This window comes from Anaerolineales bacterium (assembly GCA_003105035.1).
Taxonomy (GTDB): Bacteria; Chloroflexota; Anaerolineae; order Anaerolineales; family UBA4823; genus FEB-25.
Map to the genome: position 1 here is coordinate 140,936 of PQAL01000018.1, position 22,752 is coordinate 163,687.

13 protein-coding genes are annotated in these 22,752 nt (G+C 44.5%); all 13 read left to right on the forward strand.

The window, feature by feature from the left end:
- Nucleotides 1–479: 479 nt before the first annotated feature.
- The 13 genes from C3F13_08260 to C3F13_08320 all read left to right on the forward strand — a co-directional run bounded on the left by C3F13_08260 (nt 480) and on the right by C3F13_08320 (nt 22,588).
- On the forward strand, nt 480–5,687 hold the full coding sequence (locus C3F13_08260) for a hypothetical protein (GenBank protein ID PWB53889.1): 5,208 nt from the start codon (nt 480–482) through the stop codon (nt 5,685–5,687).
- A gap of 2 nt (nt 5,688–5,689) precedes the next feature.
- Nucleotides 5,690–6,052 (forward strand): hypothetical protein, encoded by a 363-nt coding sequence (locus C3F13_08265; GenBank protein ID PWB53890.1) that lies wholly within the window; start codon nt 5,690–5,692, stop codon nt 6,050–6,052.
- A complete protein-coding gene (locus C3F13_08270; GenBank protein PWB53891.1) occupies nt 6,037–8,895 on the forward strand; it encodes an ATP-dependent helicase in 2,859 nt (952 codons plus the stop codon). Before C3F13_08265 ends, C3F13_08270 begins: the two co-directional genes overlap by 16 nt.
- Nucleotides 8,896–10,317: a hypothetical protein gene (locus tag C3F13_08275; protein PWB53892.1), complete on the forward strand. Its 1,422-nt coding sequence runs from the start codon at nt 8,896–8,898 to the stop codon at nt 10,315–10,317.
- 7 nt (nt 10,318–10,324) lie between these two features.
- On the forward strand, nt 10,325–14,644 hold the full coding sequence (locus tag C3F13_08280) for a type II DNA modification enzyme (protein PWB53951.1): 4,320 nt from the start codon (nt 10,325–10,327) through the stop codon (nt 14,642–14,644).
- 33 nt (nt 14,645–14,677) lie between these two features.
- Nucleotides 14,678–15,706: a hypothetical protein gene (locus C3F13_08285; protein PWB53893.1), complete on the forward strand. Its 1,029-nt coding sequence runs from the start codon at nt 14,678–14,680 to the stop codon at nt 15,704–15,706.
- Nucleotides 15,707–15,842: 136 nt separating this feature from the next.
- Nucleotides 15,843–17,144: a hypothetical protein gene (locus tag C3F13_08290; protein ID PWB53894.1), complete on the forward strand. Its 1,302-nt coding sequence runs from the start codon at nt 15,843–15,845 to the stop codon at nt 17,142–17,144.
- 318 nt (nt 17,145–17,462) lie between these two features.
- Complete coding sequence (locus C3F13_08295) at nt 17,463–19,274, forward strand: hypothetical protein (GenBank protein PWB53895.1); 1,812 nt, start codon at nt 17,463–17,465, stop codon at nt 19,272–19,274.
- Nucleotides 19,275–19,450: 176 nt separating this feature from the next.
- Entirely contained in the window at nt 19,451–20,101 is a 651-nt protein-coding gene (locus C3F13_08300) for a hypothetical protein (protein PWB53896.1), read from the forward strand.
- Between the two features lie 21 nt (nt 20,102–20,122).
- Nucleotides 20,123–20,872 carry a hypothetical protein gene (locus tag C3F13_08305; GenBank protein PWB53897.1) on the forward strand — a complete coding sequence of 250 codons (750 nt, stop codon included), beginning with the start codon at nt 20,123–20,125 and terminating at the stop codon, nt 20,870–20,872.
- A gap of 31 nt (nt 20,873–20,903) precedes the next feature.
- Entirely contained in the window at nt 20,904–21,311 is a 408-nt protein-coding gene (locus C3F13_08310; protein ID PWB53898.1) for a hypothetical protein, read from the forward strand.
- Between the two features lie 4 nt (nt 21,312–21,315).
- The gene (locus tag C3F13_08315; GenBank protein ID PWB53899.1) at nt 21,316–22,023 is read left to right on the forward strand and encodes a hypothetical protein; all 708 of its coding nucleotides are present in this window, start codon (nt 21,316–21,318) and stop codon (nt 22,021–22,023) included.
- Nucleotides 22,024–22,222: 199 nt separating this feature from the next.
- On the forward strand, nt 22,223–22,588 hold the full coding sequence (locus tag C3F13_08320; GenBank protein PWB53900.1) for a hypothetical protein: 366 nt from the start codon (nt 22,223–22,225) through the stop codon (nt 22,586–22,588).
- Nucleotides 22,589–22,752: the final 164 nt, after the last annotated feature.

A 22,752-nucleotide genomic window follows, 5' to 3' on the forward strand; every position in this document is an offset into this window, starting at 1 on the left:
AGGACTTGCGTACTTTGGACATAACCTCTCCTTTCAAACAATTTGTCGAACCATTTACATGAATTTACCAGCTGACCACAATTTCATATAAATCACTCATATGTTCTAACTATACTACACATGAATCGCATTATGCAATGCTTCCATAAAAACTTGATAACCTATAGAGCCTATAGAGAATATATAACAGCAGAGAATCGAAGTTATAAAGGTCAAAAACAAATAATCTCAACGAACCCAGTTATTGACAGGTATCTGGATTGTTAGAAAGTAAAATTGACTTTGTTACATTTGCGTCACATAATTGTAATATTCCATCGAAATAACATATAATTAGGAACAAGTTCAATCTCACGAATTTTGAAAAAAATTATAGTTACAGCCTAAGCGCACAAAGGACGCGTCAGCTAACATACTAAAAAAAGGGGCGCCCGGATCTCGCAAGAGGCTGGGCGTTTTATTTTCTAAGGTGAAATCAAATGAATATATTCCATTTACGTGATTCATTGGTTGACGACTATTCAAAATATATCTCCAGCTTTATACAGATCCGTGACCACCGAATTCGTGAATATGTTAATAATCAATTAGATAGTGGGCTGCTGTGGCCTGAGGCACTTATCCAGCTCAATCCGGCATTTCAACCTGGTCACTTGATCGATGAACTTGTCGACGAGGGACTTCTTCACAAGATCTGTAAGCAGATTTTTAGACGCAAGAATTCTGAGAATCTAAACAACTTACCTCTCCGATTGCATAAGCATCAGGAAGATGCTCTCCGGATCGCTCAACTGGGTAAGGATTACGTCTTGACGACTGGAACCGGCTCAGGAAAATCTCTTACTTACATCATTCCCATCGTTGATTACATCCTACGACATGGAAGTGGCAGGGGAACTCAAGCAATTATTGTTTACCCGATGAATGCTCTGGCTAACAGCCAGCTGGGTGAGTTGCGTAAATTTATTAACCTAGGATTCCCCGAAGGAACTCATCATGTGACGTTTGAACGTTATACAGGCCAAGAGACAGATGAAGAGAAGCAACGCATTATGTCTCATCCTCCAGACATCCTACTTACCAACTACGTCATGTTGGAATTAATCCTGACGCGCCCCGAAGAACGCAAGACACTGGTAAATGCTGCTCAAGGTCTTCGCTTCCTCGTTCTCGATGAGCTGCATACCTATCGCGGTCGTCAGGGAGCTGATGTCGCTATGCTAATCCGCCGTGTGCGAAACATACTCAGTACGACTGATCTGCAATGCGTTGGTACCTCAGCTACATTAGCAGGCGTCGGTAGTTATGAAGAGCAACGAAAGCAAGTTGCAGAGGTCGCATCATTATTATTTGGGGAAAAAGTCCTCCCAGAGTATGTGATCGGTGAGACTTTACAGCGCTCAACGGTCGAATTCGAACCAACAGATCGTGATTTTATCGAATCACTACGACAAACCATTGAAAACCCCGCCATACCGACTTCCTTCTCGGAATTAACTAAGCATCCGTTAGCACGATGGATAGAAAGTACGATGGGTGTCAGTGTTGATCCGAAAAATGGCCGGCTAGTGCGGGCTACACCACGCAGCATCAGGGGTAACGACGGACTTGCCAGGCTGCTAAGTGACATAACTGGTCTATTAGAAACCAAATGTGCTGCTACCTTGATGGCTACATTGCTTGCTGGTTACAACATTACCAATCCTGAGACTGGGATGCCCACATTTGCTTTTCGCCTGCATCAATTCATAAGTCGAGGCGATACAGTGTATGCATCGCTGGAACCGGAAAATGATCGCTATATCACTATCAACGGTCAGCAATATGTCCCTGATGATCGCAACAAAGTATTAATACCCCTCGTCTTCTGTCGCGAGTGTGGGCAAGAGTATTATGTGGTTAGAAAAATACGAGATAGGGACACTGGTTCAACTCTTTTTCATTCGCGTGAGTTCGGAGAACGAAACAGTGAAGGTGATGAAAAGGCAGGATTCCTATATTTCAACAGCTCGGAACCCTGGCCAAATGAATACAACGAGATGGTTAACAAATTACCCGAGGATTGGGTGGAGGAATTCGATGGTGGATTCCGGGTGCGGTCGGGTCATCGCAAGCATCTCCCAGAAAAGTTTCAAATTAATCCGCTTGGCGAAGTCTCGGAAGCCGGCTTAGAGGTGCAATTTGTCTCTACCCCGTTCCGCTTTTGTTTGAATTGCGGGGTTGTCTATGGCTCTCGTCAATCGTCTGATTTCTCAAAACTAACCGAGTTAAGTTCCGGTGGTCGAAGTACAGATACAACGATATTGAGTCTTGCTCTTTATCGCAATTTCAAGGATTTGTTGATCGATCTGCCCGAAGCTGAACGCAAAAAGTTTATAAAATTGTTGAGCTTCATGGACAACCGCCAGGATGCCAGCCTACAAGCCGGACATTTCAATGATTTCGTTGAAATTTCCATGCTGCGCTCTGCTTTATTCCGTGCCGTTAAAGCAGCTGGTAAAGTTGGCATTCACCATGAGGTTCTTCCCCAGCATGTCTTTCAAGCCCTTAATCTGAACATCGCTCTCTATGCTGCTGTTCCAGATGTTCAATTTGCCCAGAAGGCTGAAACCGAGCGGGCACTACGCGAGGTGCTGGGTTACCGCATCTATCGAGACTTGAAGCGAGGTTGGCGGATTACATCCCCCAACCTGGAACAATGTGGTTTACTTGAAATTCATTACACATCACTGGATGAAGTATGTGCAGCAGAAGATCTCTGGCAATCAACTCACCTTGCTCTGGCTGGAGCTACACCGGAGATACGCTACCAGGTGTGCAAAGTATTGCTGGACTATATGCGTCGAGAATTGGCAATAAAGGTAGATTATCTAAACCCGACGCACCAAGATAGTTTACGCCAGCTGAGCAGCCAACGGCTCAGGCAGCCCTGGGCAATGGATGAAAAGGAAAAAATGGAACATGCCGCCATTCTTTTTCCAAGATCAAGAAGGCAGGAAGAAGAGTATGGTGGCAATGTATTTCTCTCAAGTCGAAGTGGGTACGGTCAATATATACGGCGCTCTACCACCTTTCATGATTATCACGAGAAAATAACTACCCAAGAAACTGCCGCGATTACCCAACAAATATTGGAAGCTCTACGATTAGGTGGTTTGGTAGAAATTGTTCATGAGGCCAAAGAGCCGGGCGAAGCGCACGGTTATCAAATCCCAGCTTCAGCCTTGATTTGGAAATATGGTGAAGGGAAAAAAGCATTCCATGATCCCATTCGAGTACCTCGCTTGCCCCTAGAAGGTGGACGAACCAATTCATTTTTCGTTGATTTTTATCGATCTGTTTCAGAGGAGCTGCACGGCTTGGTATCTCATGAACATACTGCTCAAGTGCCGAGTGAAATTCGTGAAGAACGAGAAAAATTATTCCGAAGTGGAGATCTACCGATCCTATATTGTTCCCCAACAATGGAGCTGGGCGTTGATATTGCCGAACTGAATGCAGTAAACATGCGTAATGTTCCTCCGACTCCTTCGAATTATGCTCAACGAAGTGGACGCGCCGGCCGAAATGGTCAACCTGCTCTGGTCTTCACGTACTGCACAATGGGTAGCCCACATGATCAGTATTATTTCAAGCGACCTAAATTGATGGTATCTGGAGCAGTCATACCACCTCGATTGGACCTGGCAAATGAGGACTTAATTCGCGCCCACATCCATTCTGTATGGCTGGCTGAGTCCGGTCTGCCTCTAGGGAGATCATTAAAGGATTTGCTTGACCTGTCAGGCAATGAGCCTAGTTTACAGGCACTGGATTCCGTGCAGGATGCTTTGAGTTCAGAGGGGACGCGTAAAAAAGCCTTTCAAAGGGGACAAGAAATACTGAACAGTATTGATAGCATTCTCAAGCACGCAGATTGGTATACTGAAACCTGGCTTGAGGACGTATTAAACCAAGTTCCACTTCAATTCAACCTGGCTTGCGAACGCTGGAGAGGACTGTATAAAACCGCAAAAGCGCAGCAAAAATCTCAGCAAAAGATTATCGATGATCACACTCGGAGTAGAATCGATCACGATCTGGCAAAACGTTTACGCCAGGAAGCTGAAAGCCAGATCGAGCTGCTAACAGAAGCTGAGAACCTTATCCAATCGGATTTCTACTCATATCGGTATTTTGCCAGTGAGGGGTTCTTACCTGGATATTCATTCCCACGCCTTCCACTTTCAGCATACATTCCAGGTAGATGGATCAAGGGGGATAAAGACGAATTCTTGTCACGACCACGTTTCCTGGCGATTTCTGAATTTGGCCCTCGTTCGATTATTTATCACGAAGGGTCACGGTACATCATCAATAAAGTCAGTTTGCCAGTCTCAGATAGCGGTGAGGGTTTAGCAACGCATCGCGCCAAGCAATGTCCGGTATGCGGCTACTACCATCCAATTAGTAAAGGTGATGGTGTAGATCGTTGTGAACGCTGTTCTGCTTTACTGGACCCGCCGATGGTTTCATTGTTCCGATTACAGAATGTCTCTACACGTCGGCGTGACCGGATCAGTTCCGACGAAGAAGAACGCATGCGGCAAGGTTATGAGCTGCGCACAGCTGTTCGGTTCCAGGCATCGGCGTCGGGTGAACCGGTTGGCCAGGATGCCCTCCTAATGGTGGGAGATAAAAAAATCGCCCGCCTGACTTATGCCAACGCTGCCACTTTATGGCGAATCAACATCGGATGGCGCCGGCGAGCGAACCCCGCACAGCTTGGCTTTATGTTGGATATTGAGCGAGGCTATTGGGCGAAACAATCTGAAGAGCAAGACGAACCCGACGATCCCATGTCGGTCCGAACGATGAGGGTCATTCCATACGTAGAGGACACTAAAAATTGCCTGCTGTTTGAACCGGATCAAGCTCTGGAAGATCATGAGATGGCTTCATTGCAGGCCGCGTTAAAAGCCGCAATTCAAGTTCACTATCAACTGGAGGACGATGAGCTGACTGCAGAGCCTTTGCCTACACCAGATGAGCGGCGTTTAATCTTATTCTATGAATCTGCCGAGGGCGGCGCTGGCGTATTGAGACGCCTTTTGGATGATCCGCTGTCCTTTGCTGAAGTATCTCAGGAAGCATTAAACCTATGCCATTTTAATCCAAGCACTGGTGAAGACCTCCACCGCGCTGTGGGGGCAGAAGAGAATTGCGAGGCTGCTTGCTATAACTGCCTGATGAGTTACTATAACCAAATGGACCACCGCTTGTTGGATCGCCAGTCGATCAAAGAGATCCTCATCGAAATGTCATCCGCAACGGCTGTTATCTCACCAATGTTAATCTCACGGGCAGAGCATCTCCAGCGTTTGCGTAATTTATGCCAGTCTAATCTTGAAAAATCCTGGCTGGACTACCTTGAAGAGCACAATTACAATCTTCCCAGCCATGCCCAAAAATTGATTGAGGCATGCAACACCCGACCAGATTTCTTTTACGAGAAAGTTAATCTGGTGGTTTATGTTGATGGTTATCACCATTTATTTCCGGATCGCCAGGAACGTGATCAAAACCAATTAGAGAATCTGGAGAACGCTGGGTACACCGTCGTCCGCTTTGGTATTTTAAATGATTGGCAAGAGAATTTTACGAAATATGGAACAGTTTTTGGAGTACATCACAAAGGTGATGACTAATTATGAAAGACAGAATACTCATTGATATCAAAGAGGACGTAAAGACGATAGATCTACCGCCTTTGCCATCTAATATTGGTAAACGAAGGAAGACGATAGATATAAAAGGGGATATCCGATTCTTCACCATATTGGATGAAATTAGCTTTCATCAATCAACCAATCCAAAAAAAGCGATTTATATTCAACGCATTCAGTTTGAGAAAGAAGGAAGTATTGAGCTGCGGTTGGGATATTACATTATCGGTAAAAAGCCAAGAGTAATTGGTAAATGGGTTTGGGGGCAATTCGCAATGATGCTATCCCCTAATAATTTTTGTACAGCATATAGATTGGCTATGGAGAAGGGATGGTTAGATTGCTGAACCATTTTACAGTTGGTTCCCTGGTCAAAGCGCGTGGACGAGAGTGGGTGGTCTTGCCTGAATCGGAAGAAAATTTGCTTGTCCTCCGCCCTCTAGGGGGCACTGATGATGAAATCACGGGGATTTACCTTCCGCTAGAAAAGGTCGAACCAGCAACTTTCAACTTGCCCGACCCTTTCCAGGTTGGCGATTATCGCTCTGCCCGGCTGCTGCGTGATGCAGTTCGCCTGGGCTTTCGATCGAGTGCAGGACCATTTCGCTCATTCGGCAGGTTGGCTTTTGACCCGAGACCCTATCAGCTTGTACCTCTCCTAATGGCTCTCAAACTTGATCCGGTGCGATTGCTGATCGCTGATGATGTAGGCATCGGAAAGACTATTGAAGCCGGCCTCGTGGCACGCGAGTTACTTGATCGTGGGGAGATTGAACGCCTGGCTGTGCTCTGCCCGCCGGCGCTGGCTGAACAATGGCAGGGCGAGCTGCGTGATAAGTTCCACATCGAAGCCGAACTGGTTCTGCCAAGCACCGCTCCAAAGCTCGAAAGGAACCTGATGGGCCTAGATCAGACAATCTTTGACCTGTACCCATATGTAGTGATTTCCACAGAGTTTATCAAAACCGAAAAGCGCCGGGATGATTTCAAACGCACTTGCCCTGAGCTGGTTATTGTTGATGAAGCCCATACCTGTGCCTTCGGCCAGGAAAAGGGCCGGCATTTGCGTTACGAGCTAATCACCAAGTTGGCAGAAAATCCAAAGCGCCATATTCTCCTGGTTACTGCCACCCCCCACAGTGGTAAGGAAAATGCATTTCGCTCATTACTCACATTCCTCGATGAAGATTTTGCAAGTCTTCCGGAAGATCTAACTGGATCTGAGAACGAGCGTTACCGCAAGCGTTTAGCTGGTTATTTTATTCAAAGGCAGCGTGCAGATATCCGCCATTACATGGATGCTGAAACCCATTTCCCTGACCGAGAAGAGGGTGAATCATCCTATAAGCTGTCGCCAGAATACAAACGCTTATTCGAGCGAGTATTGGAATATGTCCGCGAATCTGTACAGGATCTAAGCGGTGGTCTATTCCACCAACGGGTGCGTTGGTGGTCGGCATTGGCATTGTTGCGTTCGCTAGCTTCCAGCCCAATGGCTGCTTCTGCCACCCTCCGCAATCGGGCAGCAACGGTGGATGCTGAGACAACTGCAGAGGCTGATGAGATCGGTAGACGAACCATTCTCGATATGGTTGAAGATGAGAGTGCTGAAGGCATCGATGTAGCTCCAGGTGGCGATCCGGGTGGCGAGGAAGACGAAGCTCAACGCAACCGTAAGCGATTGCTCGAAATGGCGCGGATTGCTAACACCTTGGCAGGTGATAAGGATGAGAAACTAAAAAAAGCCGTCGAAATGGTCACAGACCTTTTGATGGATGGTTTCCGACCAATCCTGTTCTGCCGCTTTATTCCCACAGCGGATTATGTAGCAGCAGAGCTGCGGCAGCGATTACCGAAAGATGTGGATGTTGTTTCGGTAACCGGTGTGCTCCCGCCATCCGAGCGTGAAGAACGCATCCTTCAGCTGGCTGAATCTCCAAAACGGGTTCTGGTCTGCACGGATTGTTTGAGTGAGGGCATCAACTTGCAGGACAACTTTGATGCTGTGCTGCATTACGACCTTTCATGGAACCCCACTCGTCACGAACAACGGGAAGGAAGAGTGGATCGTTATGGGCAGAAGAAAAAGATTGTTCGCGTTCTGACGTATTATGGCACTGATAATCAGATTGATGGCGTAGTTTTGGACGTGCTGCTTCGAAAACACAAAACCATCCGCAGCTCACTTGGAATATCGATACCTGTGCCGGGGAATACAGAAGAGGTGATCGAAGCCATTTTCGAGGGATTATTGTTACGTTCCGGTCCGAATGTATTTCAGGGTTACCTTCCCGGTTTTGATGAATTCATTAAACCGAAAAAGGAAGACTTGTACGGAAAATGGGAAGCTGATTCTGAGCGTGAAAAACGCTCCCGTACCCTGTTTGCCCAGGAGACCATCAAGGTGGAGGAAGTCACCCAGGAGCTGCATGCTGCTCAAGCAGCAGTCGGCTCAGGTGTGGATGTGGCCGCATTCACGAAGGATGCTTTTCGCGCCTTGGGGGCGGCTGTCAGCGGTAACGGAACGATGAAGGTGGACCTGAAGGAAACCCCCCAAGGACTGCGGGATATCCTCAATCGAGATCGAAAACAAATGGAAGTATTTGAGGCGCGGTTTGAATCACCATTCGAAGAAGGTCAGTTGTATCTCACACGCACTCACCCCTTGGTGGAGGGTCTATCAAGTTATGTTATGGAATCTGCCCTGGATCCATTGGCAGGTGATCGTCAGATCAAAATTCCTGCCCGTCGTTGTGGAGCTATCCGCACAGCTCAGGTTGACCGGCGGACAACGCTGACCCTGGTGCGTTTCCGCTATCATATTGTAACCATCCAAGGAGAACAAGAAAAACCGCTGCTGGCGGAAGATTGCCAGGCAATCGCGTTCACCGGCTCACCCCAAAACGCAGAATGGTTGGACACGATTGCATCAGAAACCCTATTGAGTTACCTGCCAGACGCAAATATCAACTCAGAACAAGCCGGTGATTTCGTCAAGAAAGTTGTGGAGGGGTTTGATGCTATTCGCCCACACCTGGATGAGGTAGCCGTGCAGCGAGGGAAGGAATTACTGGAAGCTCACCAACGCGTACGGAGAGCATCCAAGATCCGAAATGTGACCTATCGGGTCGAGCCTCAGCTCCCGCCAGATGTTATAGGGATTTATGTTTATTTACCAATGGGAAAGTAGATGATCAATTACCAAACCAATAACAACTTTTTTGCACAGGGTTTATACCATTCTGGACAAAAATCTGTTCCGGTTCAATTAACTGGAAACTACAAATCGTTTTCTGATGATCCCGTCGATATTCAGGTATGGTCTGAAGAGAATGACGCTATTGAAGTATTTGATTCCTCAATGCGTTATCCATACTCTATTTGGTTTGATGGGAAAACCGAAATGGGAGAGTCACTATGGATGATGGGTATCCGACCATATCAGATAACGGGTTCTAACCATCTAGACGGCTCGGTTGACATATTTATTAAAGGAAATCTTGAGGCGACCTCTAAACCAAATCAAACTATTCATGTGCACGCTATCACATCTCAAAGCCCAGTCATATTGCCGGAATGGCGGTACATACAAAGTTATGATGGGACTACTACAAGGCTTGGAGATGAAGTGGAAAGAAACGGCATTAATTGGGAGAATAATCAGGGAAAGGCTAAACTCATTGATTATTACGAATTTGTCAATGCTGATAAAAATGATCGACACACATCTATTAAAATCAGAACTAACTCGCTTTTTCTTACAATAATTCCAATAATTGAAACAGAGATTAAAGCAATTTTATTTCAATTGCCAAGATTTCTATATGAGGATCTAAACCTCTTATCATTTATTGGCCGAAAACGTATTGTGTGTACTGAAGCTACTGCAAGAATATCGGATGATAATTCGAACTCATATGCATATGCACGATATCGTACATGGGGGGGATTTTACAACTTGCCCTCCGAACAGAATTTTCTACGCCCATTAATTCATCCCCGTTTACTTCAACAAGGTGTCTTTAGTAATTTAATATCCACTTATAAAGCATCTCCATATAAAAAAATTATTGACCGAACTATTCCGTACATTCTCACCTCTTATGAAGATGGATATGTGGAAACACATTTAGTAAATGCATATGCTGCTCTAGAAAGTATGGTTGATGGTATAGGATCGTTCTACGAGCAAGATCATTTGCTTGGAAAGCGGTCTTTTAAGCATCTATCAAGCAAAATCAAGGATTTAATTACTCAAGAAATTTTGGACATTGATATTGCAAATGGAATTTCTAAAAAAATTCCTGAATTGAATAGACGTAGTTTTTTAGATCGATTACTTTTCTTATTGAATATTCAGGGTGTAAATACAAGCCTAGTTTGGCCACCTAATATTGACGAATCGAAAGAATTTCAAGAAATAATAACTAGAAGAAACCTTCTTATTCATACAGGATTAATAGATCGGGGCGATCTTTGTGATTTTGACCTAAACAGAGTCCAAAAATTAGTTGAAATTTGGATTTTAAAATTACTAGATTGCCCAGATGAGAAGGTCAATCTACTTAGTCTGTACAGGGATGCACCAATTAACAAGATCCTCCATTACTAAATATCACATGCAAACCCGTTCACGCAATATCTTCACCTCAATCCATACCGAAGGGTCTCTACTTCCTCCCGATCTGCTTCAGCGCGTCTTATCCGGTGATAAAGAGCTGGGTGGTCTTGCCCCAGCCGATTATCATCTTGCTGAAAGTGAGAAGCTCAACGAGGCCATAAACCGCTCCTGGAACCGCCTACAGGGAGCGTGGGCAGCGTTCCAGACCAGCAGGAACCGCTTGAGTAAAGGTGACCCGGGTACTACCCTGACACGTGAGCGCTGGCTATTACCCCTCTTCCAAGAATTGAATTACGGACGATTGGCAGTAACAAAGGCTATAGAGATTGAGGGTAAACCCTATCCTATCTCGCATGGTTGGGAAAAAGTACCTATTCATTTAGTAGGATGTGGGGTTGATCTTGATAGCCGAACGACTGGAGTAGCAGGGGCATCACGCTCCAGCCCGCACAGCCTGGTACAGGAGCTGCTCAATGTATCAGACGAACACCTATGGGGGATCGTCTCTAATGGTTTACGGTTGCGAATCCTACGAGATAATTTAAGCCTGACCCGCCAGGCTTTCCTGGAATTTGATTTGGAAGAACTGTTTGAAGGGGAAATTTATTCAGATTTTGTGCTGCTGTGGCTGTTCTGTCATCAATCCCGATTTGAAACGATCGAAGGCAAAACTGAAGGATGCTGGTTAGAAAAATGGTCGAAGGCTGCCTCGGAACGTGGCACGCGTGCCTTAGATCAATTGCGCAATGGTGTAGAAGAAGCAATAACCGCATTGGGTTGCGGTTTTCTCGCCCATCCGCATAACCAGGCATTACGCAAGAATCTTCATTCTGGAGAATTGGATGTTCAGGATTTTTACCGCCAACTTCTGCGCCAGGTCTATCGCTTGATATTCCTATTTGTTGCTGAAGACCGCGATCTATTACTCGACCCCCAGGCTGAAACGACAGCTCGTGATCGCTATATGCGCTACTATTCAACTGCACGCTTGCGCCACCTGGCTGAAAGGCGGCGATCCGGAAGGCATGCTGATCTATGGCAGATGTTTAATCTCGTGACAGATATTCTTGGGGGTAAGGGAAAATTAAACAGACCACTACTTGGATTAGGTTTACCTGTGTTGAACGGCTTTCTCTTTTCGGATAAAGCTCTGCCTGACCTGGAGGCCAGCCAGATAGACAATCAATCATTATTAAATGCCGTTCGATCTTTGGCGTTTACGACAGAAGGTAGTAGCCGTCGGGCTGTTGATTATAAAAACCTGGGACCTGAGGAGTTGGGCAGCGTGTATGAGTCTCTGCTCGAGCTGCATCCAATTATAAACAGTGATGCCGGCACCTTCGAGCTAACCAGCGCATCTGGCCACGAGCGCAAGACCACCGGCAGCTATTACACCCCTTCCAGCTTGATCCAGGTGCTGCTCGATTCAGCCCTCAACCCGGTGATCGAGCAAGCCATTAAGAACGCCGGTCAAGCAAGCGAAGCTCAACAGGCTGCACTGCTTGATCTCAAAGTCTGTGACCCTGCCTGCGGGTCGGGTCATTTCCTGATCGCGGCAGCTAACCGCATTGCTCGCCGGGTGGCGCAGATCCAATCGGGAGGTGATGAACCACCACCTATTGTCTTGCGCAGTGCCCTGCGCCAGGTGATTGCCCACTGTATTTACGCAGTGGATGTAAACCCGATGGCGGTCGAGTTGTGCAAGGTCAGTTTATGGCTAGAATCGATCGAACCAGGCAAACCGCTCTCGTTCTTGGACGCACATATCCAATGCGGTGATAGCCTGGTGGGCGTATCACCCGGGTTGGATATCCGTGAGATCCCTGATGAAGCCTTCGATCCAGCCTTTGGAGATGATAAAACCACCGCTGCAGCTTTAAAAAAACGCAATAAACGTGAGAGAGGCGGGCAGCTGGGATTCCGCTGGAAAGTGACTGAATTGACATCCGATGAAGACCTAGTAACTTGGATGGCACAAAAGGCAAAATCGGTTGATTCATTACCCGAAGACTCCGTCGATCAAGTGCAATCAAAAGCTGATTCTTATCATTCTATGCTTTCTGACCATCAATACCAACAGAAAAAGCTGGAATATGACCTGTGGATAGCAGCTTTTTTCTGGTTCACTCCTAAGAACGATGCGGAGCACATGATCGCCCCCACCCAACAAGAACTGGTCATGTTTCGATCAGGTCGGAGTTTGGAAAGAACATTGGTTGAAAAAGTACGGCATATGTCGGAGGAATTACATTTCTTCCATTGGGAACTGGTATTCCCACATGTGTTTAACAAGGAAAACCCTGGTTTCGATTGTGTCTTGGGCAATCCTCCCTGGGAGCGAATTAAACTTCAGGAGCAAGAATTTTTCGCCTCTTCCGACCATGAAATTGCTAGAGCTCCCAATAAGACTGCTCGTCAGAAATTAATTGATTCGTTACCCATTAATAATCCTGCGCTTGCATCTGCTTTCGTGGATGCTAAGCATGTAGCAGATGCTTCATCAAAATTCGTACGTAGCAGTAGTCGTTTCCCATTAACAGGTATTGGAGATGTGAATACATATGCATTATTTTCTGAGACTATTAGAATTATTTTATCTAGTGGGGGTCGTGCTGGTTTCATTGTTCCATCCGGACTTGCAATTGATAATACAACAAAGGACTTTTTTGGTTCTTTAGTTTCCTGTCAATCATTGGAAAGTTTTTTTGAATTTGAAAATGAAGGCTTTTTTTCTGGTGCAGGGCAAGGACACATGATACGCTTTGCTCTAACTACAATTGTGGGTAAAAATCAAAAAGTAGATAAAACCCGTTTTCTATTTCAGGGTAAAAGAATTGCTGACCTTAGTGATATCAGACGTGTATTTAGCCTTTCGCCTAAAGACATTTACCAAGTCAATCCGAATACCAAAACCTGTCCGATTTTCCAGACACATCAAGATGCCGAAATTACTAAAACAATATATTCGCATATTCCTGTATTGATGCTTGATTCTGATATTGAGCTTGAATCAACAAATCCTTGGGGAATTCGATTTTTGCGTATGTTTGATAGTGCAAACGATTCTGATTTATTTAAAACGAAGAATGATCTTATTACTAATGGTTATGCACTAAACGAAAATTATTTCTTGAGAAATAGTGAGATTTTTATTCCACTATATGAAGCCAAAATGGTCTATATCTATAATCATCGTCACGGCGACTTTAGTGACGCACCATTTGGTGAACGAATTCATGTATTGCCAATAATCCGCGATGAAAAACTACATGATGTAGATTATTTGACATTCCCATATTATTGGGTCAATGAGAATGCTGTAAGAAAAATTCTACATGAAAGAAATTGGACCCATAAATGGTTAATGGGTTGGCGAGATGTAACTGATGCTCGTGCAAGTGCTAGAACTCTAATTGCGAGTGTAATTCCTTATTCTGGTGTAAGTGATAAGTTTTTGTTAATTCTCCCTGGTGTTAAGGTTAATTTGCTGGTCGCATTAATTGGTAATCTATGCACTATCATATCTGATTATATTGCAAGGCAAAAAGTGGGAGGACTACATTTCAAATATTTTACTATGAAGCAAATCCCAATTCTTCCACCAAATGTCTACACATCTACAGACTTTGGCTTTATTAAACCACGGGTTCTTGAACTAGTTTACACAGCTAATGACCTAAAACCTTTTGCTGAAGATTTGGGTTACACAGGTGAGCCATTCCCTTGGAATGAAGAACGACGTGCCTTATTACAAGCTGAAATGGATGTCTACTATGCTAAACTTTATGGATTAAACCATAAGCAATTGCGCTACATTCTCGATCCAGCGGATCTGACATCTCGTGAGCTAGAGCATATTCTTGATCCCTGGGAAGAAGTAAAAAATCCATTAGATCCCGCAGGGTATAAATATCGCTGCGAAGGCAGTGATTTCCCCGGCGAAACCTTCCGGGTGCTTAAAGATAAGGAAATACGTCAGTTTGGTGAATACCGTACACGGCGGTTGGTGCTGGAGGCATGGAACCGGCTTGAGGGGGTAGAGCCGGCAGTACCGACTATTACCCCAACTGTACAGATGCAAACGGCGAATATCTTTCTCCAGGAGGAGGAATTAGGTCCAATCCCAAAAGCCACCCCAGCCATTGTTCCCCCGCCCGTGGAAGAAAAACCAGAACCTGAGCAGCTCCAACCTGGCTTGATCGACTTCAGCGTTTATAGGTGCCTGAAGTGCGACAAGATGGTTTTGGGATATGAGAAGGAGAACCATTCTCGGGATGTACATCAAGGAAGACCGCCTGAGTGGAAGAAGATAAGGTAAGTATGGCTATTAACTTTAAAAGAAAGGTAAAAAATGGCCTTCACACATGCACTTTACTATCCTTGGATAGAAATATATGATCCCGCATGGCTAAAAACAGCCATCCTCTATTGGGAAAAAATTTCCACTATCGTTCCAGGTAATTATCCAGAAAATTATCAATCGCAAGATTGTGAATTTTTAAGACAACAGAATATATTGATTCCTGAATTTGTACAGCCTTGGGATCCTTGTGTAAGAGAAGCATCGGAAAATTTCCTAGATTATCTCCAAGCGCCGGAAGCAACTCGTATTTTATTGCCAGCGGGATCAAAGTACCAACAGTTACCAGCCTTGAATACAACCACCGAATTGTCCAAACTTAATAGATATAAGATCGGAGAAAATTTAGCACAAGAATTGATAGCGAGTGGTAAGGTCATTCAGAATGGTGAATGGTTAATTTTTGATAAAAGTTCAGTTATCTATTACATGACCTTATTGTCAGCGAGTATCGCTAGAGAAAAAGGATACTCCCCACTTACTCACCTGGAATGGTATGAAAATTTAAATAATAGAGTGAAAAGAGGAGACAATCCAAAATCTGAGGGGAAAAAACTAGGTGAAGCATTATTAGCGAGAATGGCTCTGCAAACAGTAAAAGTTGGACCAGACACGCCATTGGAGTCATTGATAAACTTTCGGGAAAAGTACAGTGACGAATTAGGCAGGTTTCGGGCTGAAGTAGGTCGTCTTGCCAAAGACATCGATCCCAACGTTCAATCTATGGACGCTTTGGAACAACATGTCCACGATATTTTTACCAACAATATACAACCTGCGATAAATACTTTAACAATTAGGCTGAAAGAAAATAATATACGATCCGTTGCATCACATCTCTTTTCTGCAATTTTTGCGATTAGTCCTAACCTAATAACACCTAACCCGCCTCTATCTATTGCTTTATTAGGAGGCAGCGAGATTATTTTTAACCGTCTAAATTATTTATTAGATAGGAAGGATGAATTATTGGCGAATCCATACTCTTATGTGTTATACGCCCAAAGAGAATTTTCTTGAATTGGCTGGTTTGTTCAACAGGAAGAAAATGTTGGGGTTTACAAAGGATAACCTTGCTTTTGAGGCAAATCGAGGCAAGAAAGTGGAGTGGAAGAAGCTGAGGTGAGTTAGTTTCTGCCCTGGGAGGAAGATCTTAATGACGGACGAAGGCAACGAGTCGAAGAAACCTCTGACAAGAAATGAGATACTAAAAGGGAATAATGGCTCTAAAGCGTATCAATTACCCAGTGGAAAGACGGTACTTGCAGCCTACCTATCGTTGGGGATGGTCCAAGAAATCGAAAAAAGTGTTGAGCATTCGGCTGAGGGAGACAAAGAGCATTTATTAGCCCAAAAAGTAGTCGAGTGGATGCTGAGAGAGAGCGACAAAAGTGATTATCTGTCATTTTCTAGCGAAGACCGATACCGCTTAATCGAGATTGCAGTGGAAGAATGGGGGTGCGAAGATGAGTACGAACGATTAACTGACATAAACGTTCCTGAAGTCCGGTTTTACCAGGCTGTTCGGCTCCAAGAAAAAGAGCTTGCAAAGTTGCTATCCGAGTCTGCCAGGGCAATCTCTATAAATATCTCGAGCATAATAGAACCTTTGAGAGATCTGCAAATCGAGTTGGCTACCTCTCTAAAAGAAATGCTCGACCAATCTAGTCAGGTTGACGGAATCAGCGAAATACTAAGCGCCCTAGACACTCGCATCATGGATCAAGTGGGGGATATCTATCGATTTCAACCCCCAATCCTTGACATTGCTGAAGAAATAGCAAAAATCCAATCATCCTCGGTTGTATCTACACAGAAAAGCATATTAGAAAGTGTGGGAGGTACGATTTCAAGCTACCAAACCTTGATGAAAGATATCCTTCCCGTAGAAAGGTTTGCAGTTCTGCCTGATTCAGTAAGGTACTTCCCAACGATCGAGATGCACAATACATCGATCGTAGCAGCGCATATTGTTGACGAAACTTCATACGAAACTCAATATGATGTCATCGCACCAGAAACAACCGAGTTATCGAGTTGGTTGGAGAGCTTAGATCCATCATTCCCTAATATGCTACATGGCGCTGAGCAAACAATCTACTCTCAAAACCCCGATCACTTTCGTCATTTTGCCAGCAGTCACAGAGAATTATCTACTCACGTGTTGCATCTGCTAGCTCCCGACATCGATGTTAAGCAATGGACCAAGGATCCAAATCACTACGATAAGGACGGTAAACCATTCCGCAGTACAAGGCTTAAATATATCGCGAGAAACCATAATAATTCCACCTTCGTTGACTTCCTTGTGAAAGACTTCGAAAACCAAATGGCATTGCTGAACGCCGACGAGCATCGCCAAAAACAGGAATATACAGATCAGGAATTGCTTGCTTTACATAGAAGATTCCTAGGCATGTTAGGCTTTCTCCGGGAAATTGTTTCCTCGCATTCGTAGTTGTATGGCTGTGAAATGAAGGGCTGGATGCGTTTCTACGAGGGCATTTCGTTTGTGATTTTTGGCTTTATTAGTGCGAGGCGTGAGGGAAAATAGTGATCAGGTGAGACCGAGTGAACCATACCCAGGAAGTGCATCACACTAAAGAGCCCTGGTGGAAGAAGATCAGATAATTGATAATTAATCCTCGATAAATGTAAATGCCTCTCCAACGATTATACTGGTAATGATGTTGCATCATGAAGATCACGTACCCTTTTAAAAATAACCTCGAAATCATGACCAAGCTGATATAAATTTTAAAGGAATAAGAAAACAATGGAGCTAAAGAAAACCAACTGCACAGAGTGTGGATCGCCGATCGCAATTTCAGACGATGTTGAATATATCAACTGCGCTGCGTGTGGGTCATTCTTCGCCGTTGAGCGTGGTGAGGGATATATTGGTCTGAAAGCTGTCGAGAAGCTCACCAAAGCCATCCAGGATACTGGTATTGGAACCCAGGAGGTCATCCGAGAGAACACGCTAGTTACCCGAACCGAGCTGCAGCGCTTACAAGCCACTCAGGAGATTTCGATGGCAGAGATGAAGCTGGGAAATCTACAGGCGGAAATTCGAGGGCTGGAGCGATCTGAGAAGTCCCCAAAAATCCAGAAACAGATTAGTAACCTGCGTGGGATCGAGTTTTATACCTTGGAAGAGCTTTACCGAAAGCGGTTAAATGTTGCTGCCCTGGGTCCGCAGGATATAAATTCTCGCCTTCAAACTGCAGAAGATTATTTCAATTGGCTAAATACTCAGAGAAATCTGCTTTCCCATACGGACTTCTCTGCCGCTCAGAAAAAACAATTCAATTATGATTTAGATATTCGGATTGGGCGTGTCAGGAAAGAATTATTCGATTTACGCACCATCATGATTAAGAATGGTTTACAGACATTTAATGTCTCAACCCTCCCTCTTGACGATCTGAATGAAGCGCAGAGTTACTTACGCCTTTTGAATGAAGATGAAGCAAAAGTTCGTCAGATGGCTTCTTCCCCTGAAACGCAAGGGGTTTTGAAGGAATTATCAGACCGGAAGATAACAGTAACCGACGCGTGGATGCAGCTGGAGAATAAACGTGTATCAGGCATGTTGAGCTCGCCGGGTCTGGCGGTAAACCAGAATGAGCTCGCATCGCTGAAGAACCGTCTCGCCTTGGTTAATGGGGATCTAAATACCGTAAAACAAATGCCACAGAACAGCGTGACCAAGGAGTATGTGAACAGGTTGGCCCAAGAGCAGGCAGCTCTAACCAAACAGATTAGCAGGCTTGAAAAGGATATACAGAAAGCTGTAGAACAAGCCAGAAAGAATGCTATAAAAATGAGTCCTTCAATTCAGCAGCAGCCTTCTACTGGCTCTGCTGTAAAAACAGGACTATTTGCAGGATTATTGCTCGCATTGACTGGTCTGTTTGCCGGCATAGCTGCGCTAGGAAAGGAAATCGTCGGATCAATCTCATCCCCCAAACAATCCGCAGGGGTGCCGACGATACTACCTGCCGGAACTGGTCTGGTACAGCCTGTTGTAACTTCTCAACCTAATCTCGCAGTATCATCCACTACACAATCAATTTTTTCTATTGCTGCAGCTCCTGCTATGAAAGCACCTGGAATAGGGTTTGGCGCTTTGGCTAAAGGTTGTTCGCTTGGTTTATTATTATTAATAGGTTTCTCAATTATTGGCGCAATTATCATGGCTACTGCATTCCCAAGCTATACCAATACTAGTAATTCAATTGGAATAGGGGTTCTCTTCCTGGTTACTACAATAGGATTTGTTCTAGGATCATATATTTTTTTAAGAAATGTTGCACCTCTAGCTCGAATTAAAGTGATCGGTCCGAGTCGGGAGATTGTCATCAATAAGCATTCGAAGAAACCCGGGTTGACTAATCCCCTTGCAGTCAAAGGGTTAATCGGATTGATCACATGTTTGTTGGTTTATATGTTATTCCTATCAATCATGGCGATGCTGCCTCAAGATTCAATCATGTGGGCATTTTGTATAGGCATATTGCTTGGCCCGATAATCGCTGCATTAATATCATACCGGACTTACCTGGCTGAGTTGGAAAGATCATAGATCCATTATCACAATTTCCCGGGGTTATGCCCAGACCCATCCAGGACTTCCAGGCTATTTTCGAAGTGTATATACGTCGTGGATGAACAGATTGACAGGCTAATCATGTTAATGTTGAGAGCTGAAATTTAATTGGCATTGCGTTGGAGTGAAGGAAGCTAAGGGAAGGAAAGGGAATGATGGTTACTCTAACCTTGGGAGCAGGTCACATTGACCGGGTAATACCAGATGCAGATAGTTTACTTCTGCAATATCGGAAGGATACCGGCTATGACTATCTGGACTATGGACCGATAACCCCAGCGAACAAAATCCTTCCTGAAGACCTGGCGGTCACCCTGTTGATGAACTCTCGCGTCGGGTGGAGAGCCTTCTACAGCCTTCAGAAACACATTCAGTCCATTGACCTGGCTGATCTTCCAGCTAAACCACTTGAAAACACCTCAACTGACGAGCGTATATTAGTGGCAGGATTAATCGCCAAGCTGGCTCAGCTACCAGGTATTACTGCTTCAGTCGCCACAAAGGTGCTCCACAAAAAGCGGCCGGCGCTTATACCCATCCTTGATAACCAGGCAATTTTTGGTGCGTATATGTATCCTAAGTGGTGGAATAAGCCAGCTCGTAACGATAGTGTCAGGGAAGGAAAAATAATAACCACTGCGTTGGAATGGATCTACTATGACCTGACTCGCCCGGAAAACAAGGAAGTATGGCCCAGCTTGAGTGTAATTGAGCCGAAACGGCACCGGGTTGAGCTGTTTGATTGTGTGTGGTGGGTGTATTTCCGCAGTAAACAACCAATTAATAGGTTTATAAGGGCATAAGTATTAGGTAAAGTTATCGATATGACTTCCTTTCAAGACCCAAAGTTCTGCAAATCCATCCTGGATATCGCCCAAGCATACGGTCCTTATTCTTTTTGGACGAGCAATCTTGTCCTTGGTGCAAACCCCGATGCCACCTGGAGAGCCGTGATGGTTGTGGCAGCTCTCAAGGATCCTCTGTTCGCCGAGCCTTGCCGTAGTTTGCTCAAAGCCACCGATAGTCGAGTACGAGCTTGGGCTTGCACTGCCCTATCCGAGCTTAATTATCGACCTGCTTTTGCTGATATATTAGCAATGATTGCCAGTAATTCCAATAGGGTACGTCGTCATGCGCGGGAAGCTGCTGCATCCATGCAAGGCTTACCTTTAAGAACGCATTATGTACACCGAGTCATACCAGGTTTACATATCCCGCCATTAGTTCTAATATCCGAAGATGATCCAGCGATTATCCGATTCAACCAGAGATTCATCCAAAGGATGGGATGCCAAGTTGAGATCGCCACGTCGGAAGAAAAAACTGTAGAATTAGCCCTGCACGTATTTCCCCAGGTTATTATTACGGATAATCTAAAATACAATGATTGCTTGAGCGGTTTAAATATGACTTGGGATTTGTGCCGGCGTAAAGAACTGCGTGAAACATTGTTTTTTATGCTTACCGTTGACGAGGTCGAGCCAATGTTCTTATGGGGCGGTGGTGATGCGTATTTTAGCAAGCCGCTTGATTTACGAAAATTCGGTCGGATCATGGAAGATTATCTGCTTTAATTAGGCAGACCAATCGTTTGAAAGGAATAATATGGTGGGCAAAATATATATCACGCATTGCTCTTGGAAGAAGGATGACGCACTGCAAGGTACCAACAAAAAGGTCACCCCGGATAGGCTTTATACCGCAGCGTTTATCCAACGCTTTGTCAGCAGATGCAAGCAATGCCACGCCAATTGGGCGATCTTCTCGGATAAATATGGTATTGTATTACCAAGCGATGTTATCCCTTGGTATGACATGTCTCCTTCAGCAGTCACAGAAAACGAATATCAAGTATTACTGAAGAATTTTGGTGAAAAATTGATTGGATATGATGAAATCTGGTTCTACCATCTGCCTACAAGATTTCATCGGCTATATAAAAAGCTGGTCCAAGATGCAAGGAAACAAGGAATGCTGATCAATCTTTTCTCTCATGTAGCTGAGATAAGGTGATGAGATGAATGATAACTGTGAATGGCTACATCGAATATTTGAACCACTTCCTATGTATAGGTATCCTTATCGGCAGGATTGCATTCCCCCGAATGGGATTTATTTCATGTACGAGGTTTGTGAGGCACATAGTACACAAGGAAACAAGCTGCGAATCACCCGAGTAGGTAGCCATACAGGGCAAGGGAACTTACCCAAACGGTTAGGGCAACACTTTTCGCCATCCGATAAGTGGATGAATTTCCGCAATGACCAACCGAAAGCTTCTGACCGTAGCATTTTCCGGAAACATATCGGTAGAGCAATATTAAATCGCTCTGGCGATCCATATATTGGAGTCTGGGAAATTGACTTTATTAAGAAAAATAATCGAATGGAGAAAAAACACCTTCGGGATATTGATAAGGAGATCTCCCTGGAAAAACAGATAACCGAGTGGATACGCAACGATATAAGCTATAAATTTATCCTAGTCGATGATAAAAATAAAAGATGCCGATTGGAAGGGCATTGCATCAGCACGATCGCTTATTGTAAAAGATGCCATTTATCCAAGACATGGCTGGGAAGTGATTGTACCAATCGGGTCGTAAGTGAAGCTGGGATTTGGAACGACAAGCATGTAAGCGGTCCAGGGATCTATACATCCGATAAAAAAGCAATTGAGGAGGCTGTTGCAAAAACACTTGAATGGTTGAAAAGATGTGAGTAGGAACTGGGTTCACAAACATATATGTGATTTCTTATTAATTCCGATTAATTAGGTAAACCACGAAAATGCTAATCCCCGGTAAAAAGATAAACAGTGGCACCTGGTTGAATCAGCCGCACTGGAGCAGCACCTTGTTATTATTGTGAACGACTGAAGAATTCGTGTGACTATATTAGATTTCCTGGAGCGAAATGATTTTATGTACGAGAGGCAATTGCGGCAAATATGGGAGAAGACGCAGGGTCACTGTCACTTCTGTGGGGATCCTGTGGAATTCGAAAAACGTGGATGGCATGATGGAGATTTATCAGGATACTGGGAAGTCGACCACGTCATCCAGCGCGATAAAGGTGGAAAAAATTCTGTAGACAATTACCTACCTGCCTGTACAAGATGCAATCGTCTCAGGTGGCATCGGACAGGTGAGAAAATTAGAGAATTACTGCTATTAGGATTGATTGCCCAGGATGAAGTCAATAAAGGCACAAGTATAGGCATATCTTTAATAAAATTGAGGGAGAAGCGGTTAATCAACAATAAAAAAAGACGTAAAGTACTACAATAATTTACATGACCGGTTCGGTATATGCATTCTCCAAAAGATCCAGCAATAACCAATTATTGTGTTAGTTTGCTCAACCGCTGCGAATATAGACAAATCATAGCATATCCCTCATGAAGAAAAATGATTAAAGACCATAATAGAGCAATTAAGTCGTCCATATAATC

What these genes read in the sequence shown, in the direction of transcription:
- C3F13_08300 (PWB53896.1), top strand. Translation starts at nt 19,451, where the DNA reads ATGATGGTTACTCTAACCTTGGGAGCAGGTCACATTGACCGGGTAATA.
- C3F13_08290 (PWB53894.1), top strand. Translation starts at nt 15,843, where the DNA reads ATGACGGACGAAGGCAACGAGTCGAAGAAACCTCTGACAAGAAATGAG.
- C3F13_08265 (PWB53890.1), top strand. Translation starts at nt 5,690, where the DNA reads ATGAAAGACAGAATACTCATTGATATCAAAGAGGACGTAAAGACGATA.
- C3F13_08295 (PWB53895.1), top strand. Translation starts at nt 17,463, where the DNA reads ATGGAGCTAAAGAAAACCAACTGCACAGAGTGTGGATCGCCGATCGCA.
- C3F13_08315 (PWB53899.1), top strand. Translation starts at nt 21,316, where the DNA reads ATGAATGATAACTGTGAATGGCTACATCGAATATTTGAACCACTTCCT.
- C3F13_08285 (PWB53893.1), top strand. Translation starts at nt 14,678, where the DNA reads ATGGCCTTCACACATGCACTTTACTATCCTTGGATAGAAATATATGAT.
- C3F13_08280 (PWB53951.1), top strand. Translation starts at nt 10,325, where the DNA reads ATGCAAACCCGTTCACGCAATATCTTCACCTCAATCCATACCGAAGGG.
- C3F13_08260 (PWB53889.1), top strand. Translation starts at nt 480, where the DNA reads ATGAATATATTCCATTTACGTGATTCATTGGTTGACGACTATTCAAAA.
- C3F13_08275 (PWB53892.1), top strand. Translation starts at nt 8,896, where the DNA reads ATGATCAATTACCAAACCAATAACAACTTTTTTGCACAGGGTTTATAC.
- C3F13_08320 (PWB53900.1), top strand. Translation starts at nt 22,223, where the DNA reads ATGTACGAGAGGCAATTGCGGCAAATATGGGAGAAGACGCAGGGTCAC.
- C3F13_08305 (PWB53897.1), top strand. Translation starts at nt 20,123, where the DNA reads ATGACTTCCTTTCAAGACCCAAAGTTCTGCAAATCCATCCTGGATATC.
- C3F13_08310 (PWB53898.1), top strand. Translation starts at nt 20,904, where the DNA reads ATGGTGGGCAAAATATATATCACGCATTGCTCTTGGAAGAAGGATGAC.
- C3F13_08270 (PWB53891.1), top strand. Translation starts at nt 6,037, where the DNA reads ATGGTTAGATTGCTGAACCATTTTACAGTTGGTTCCCTGGTCAAAGCG.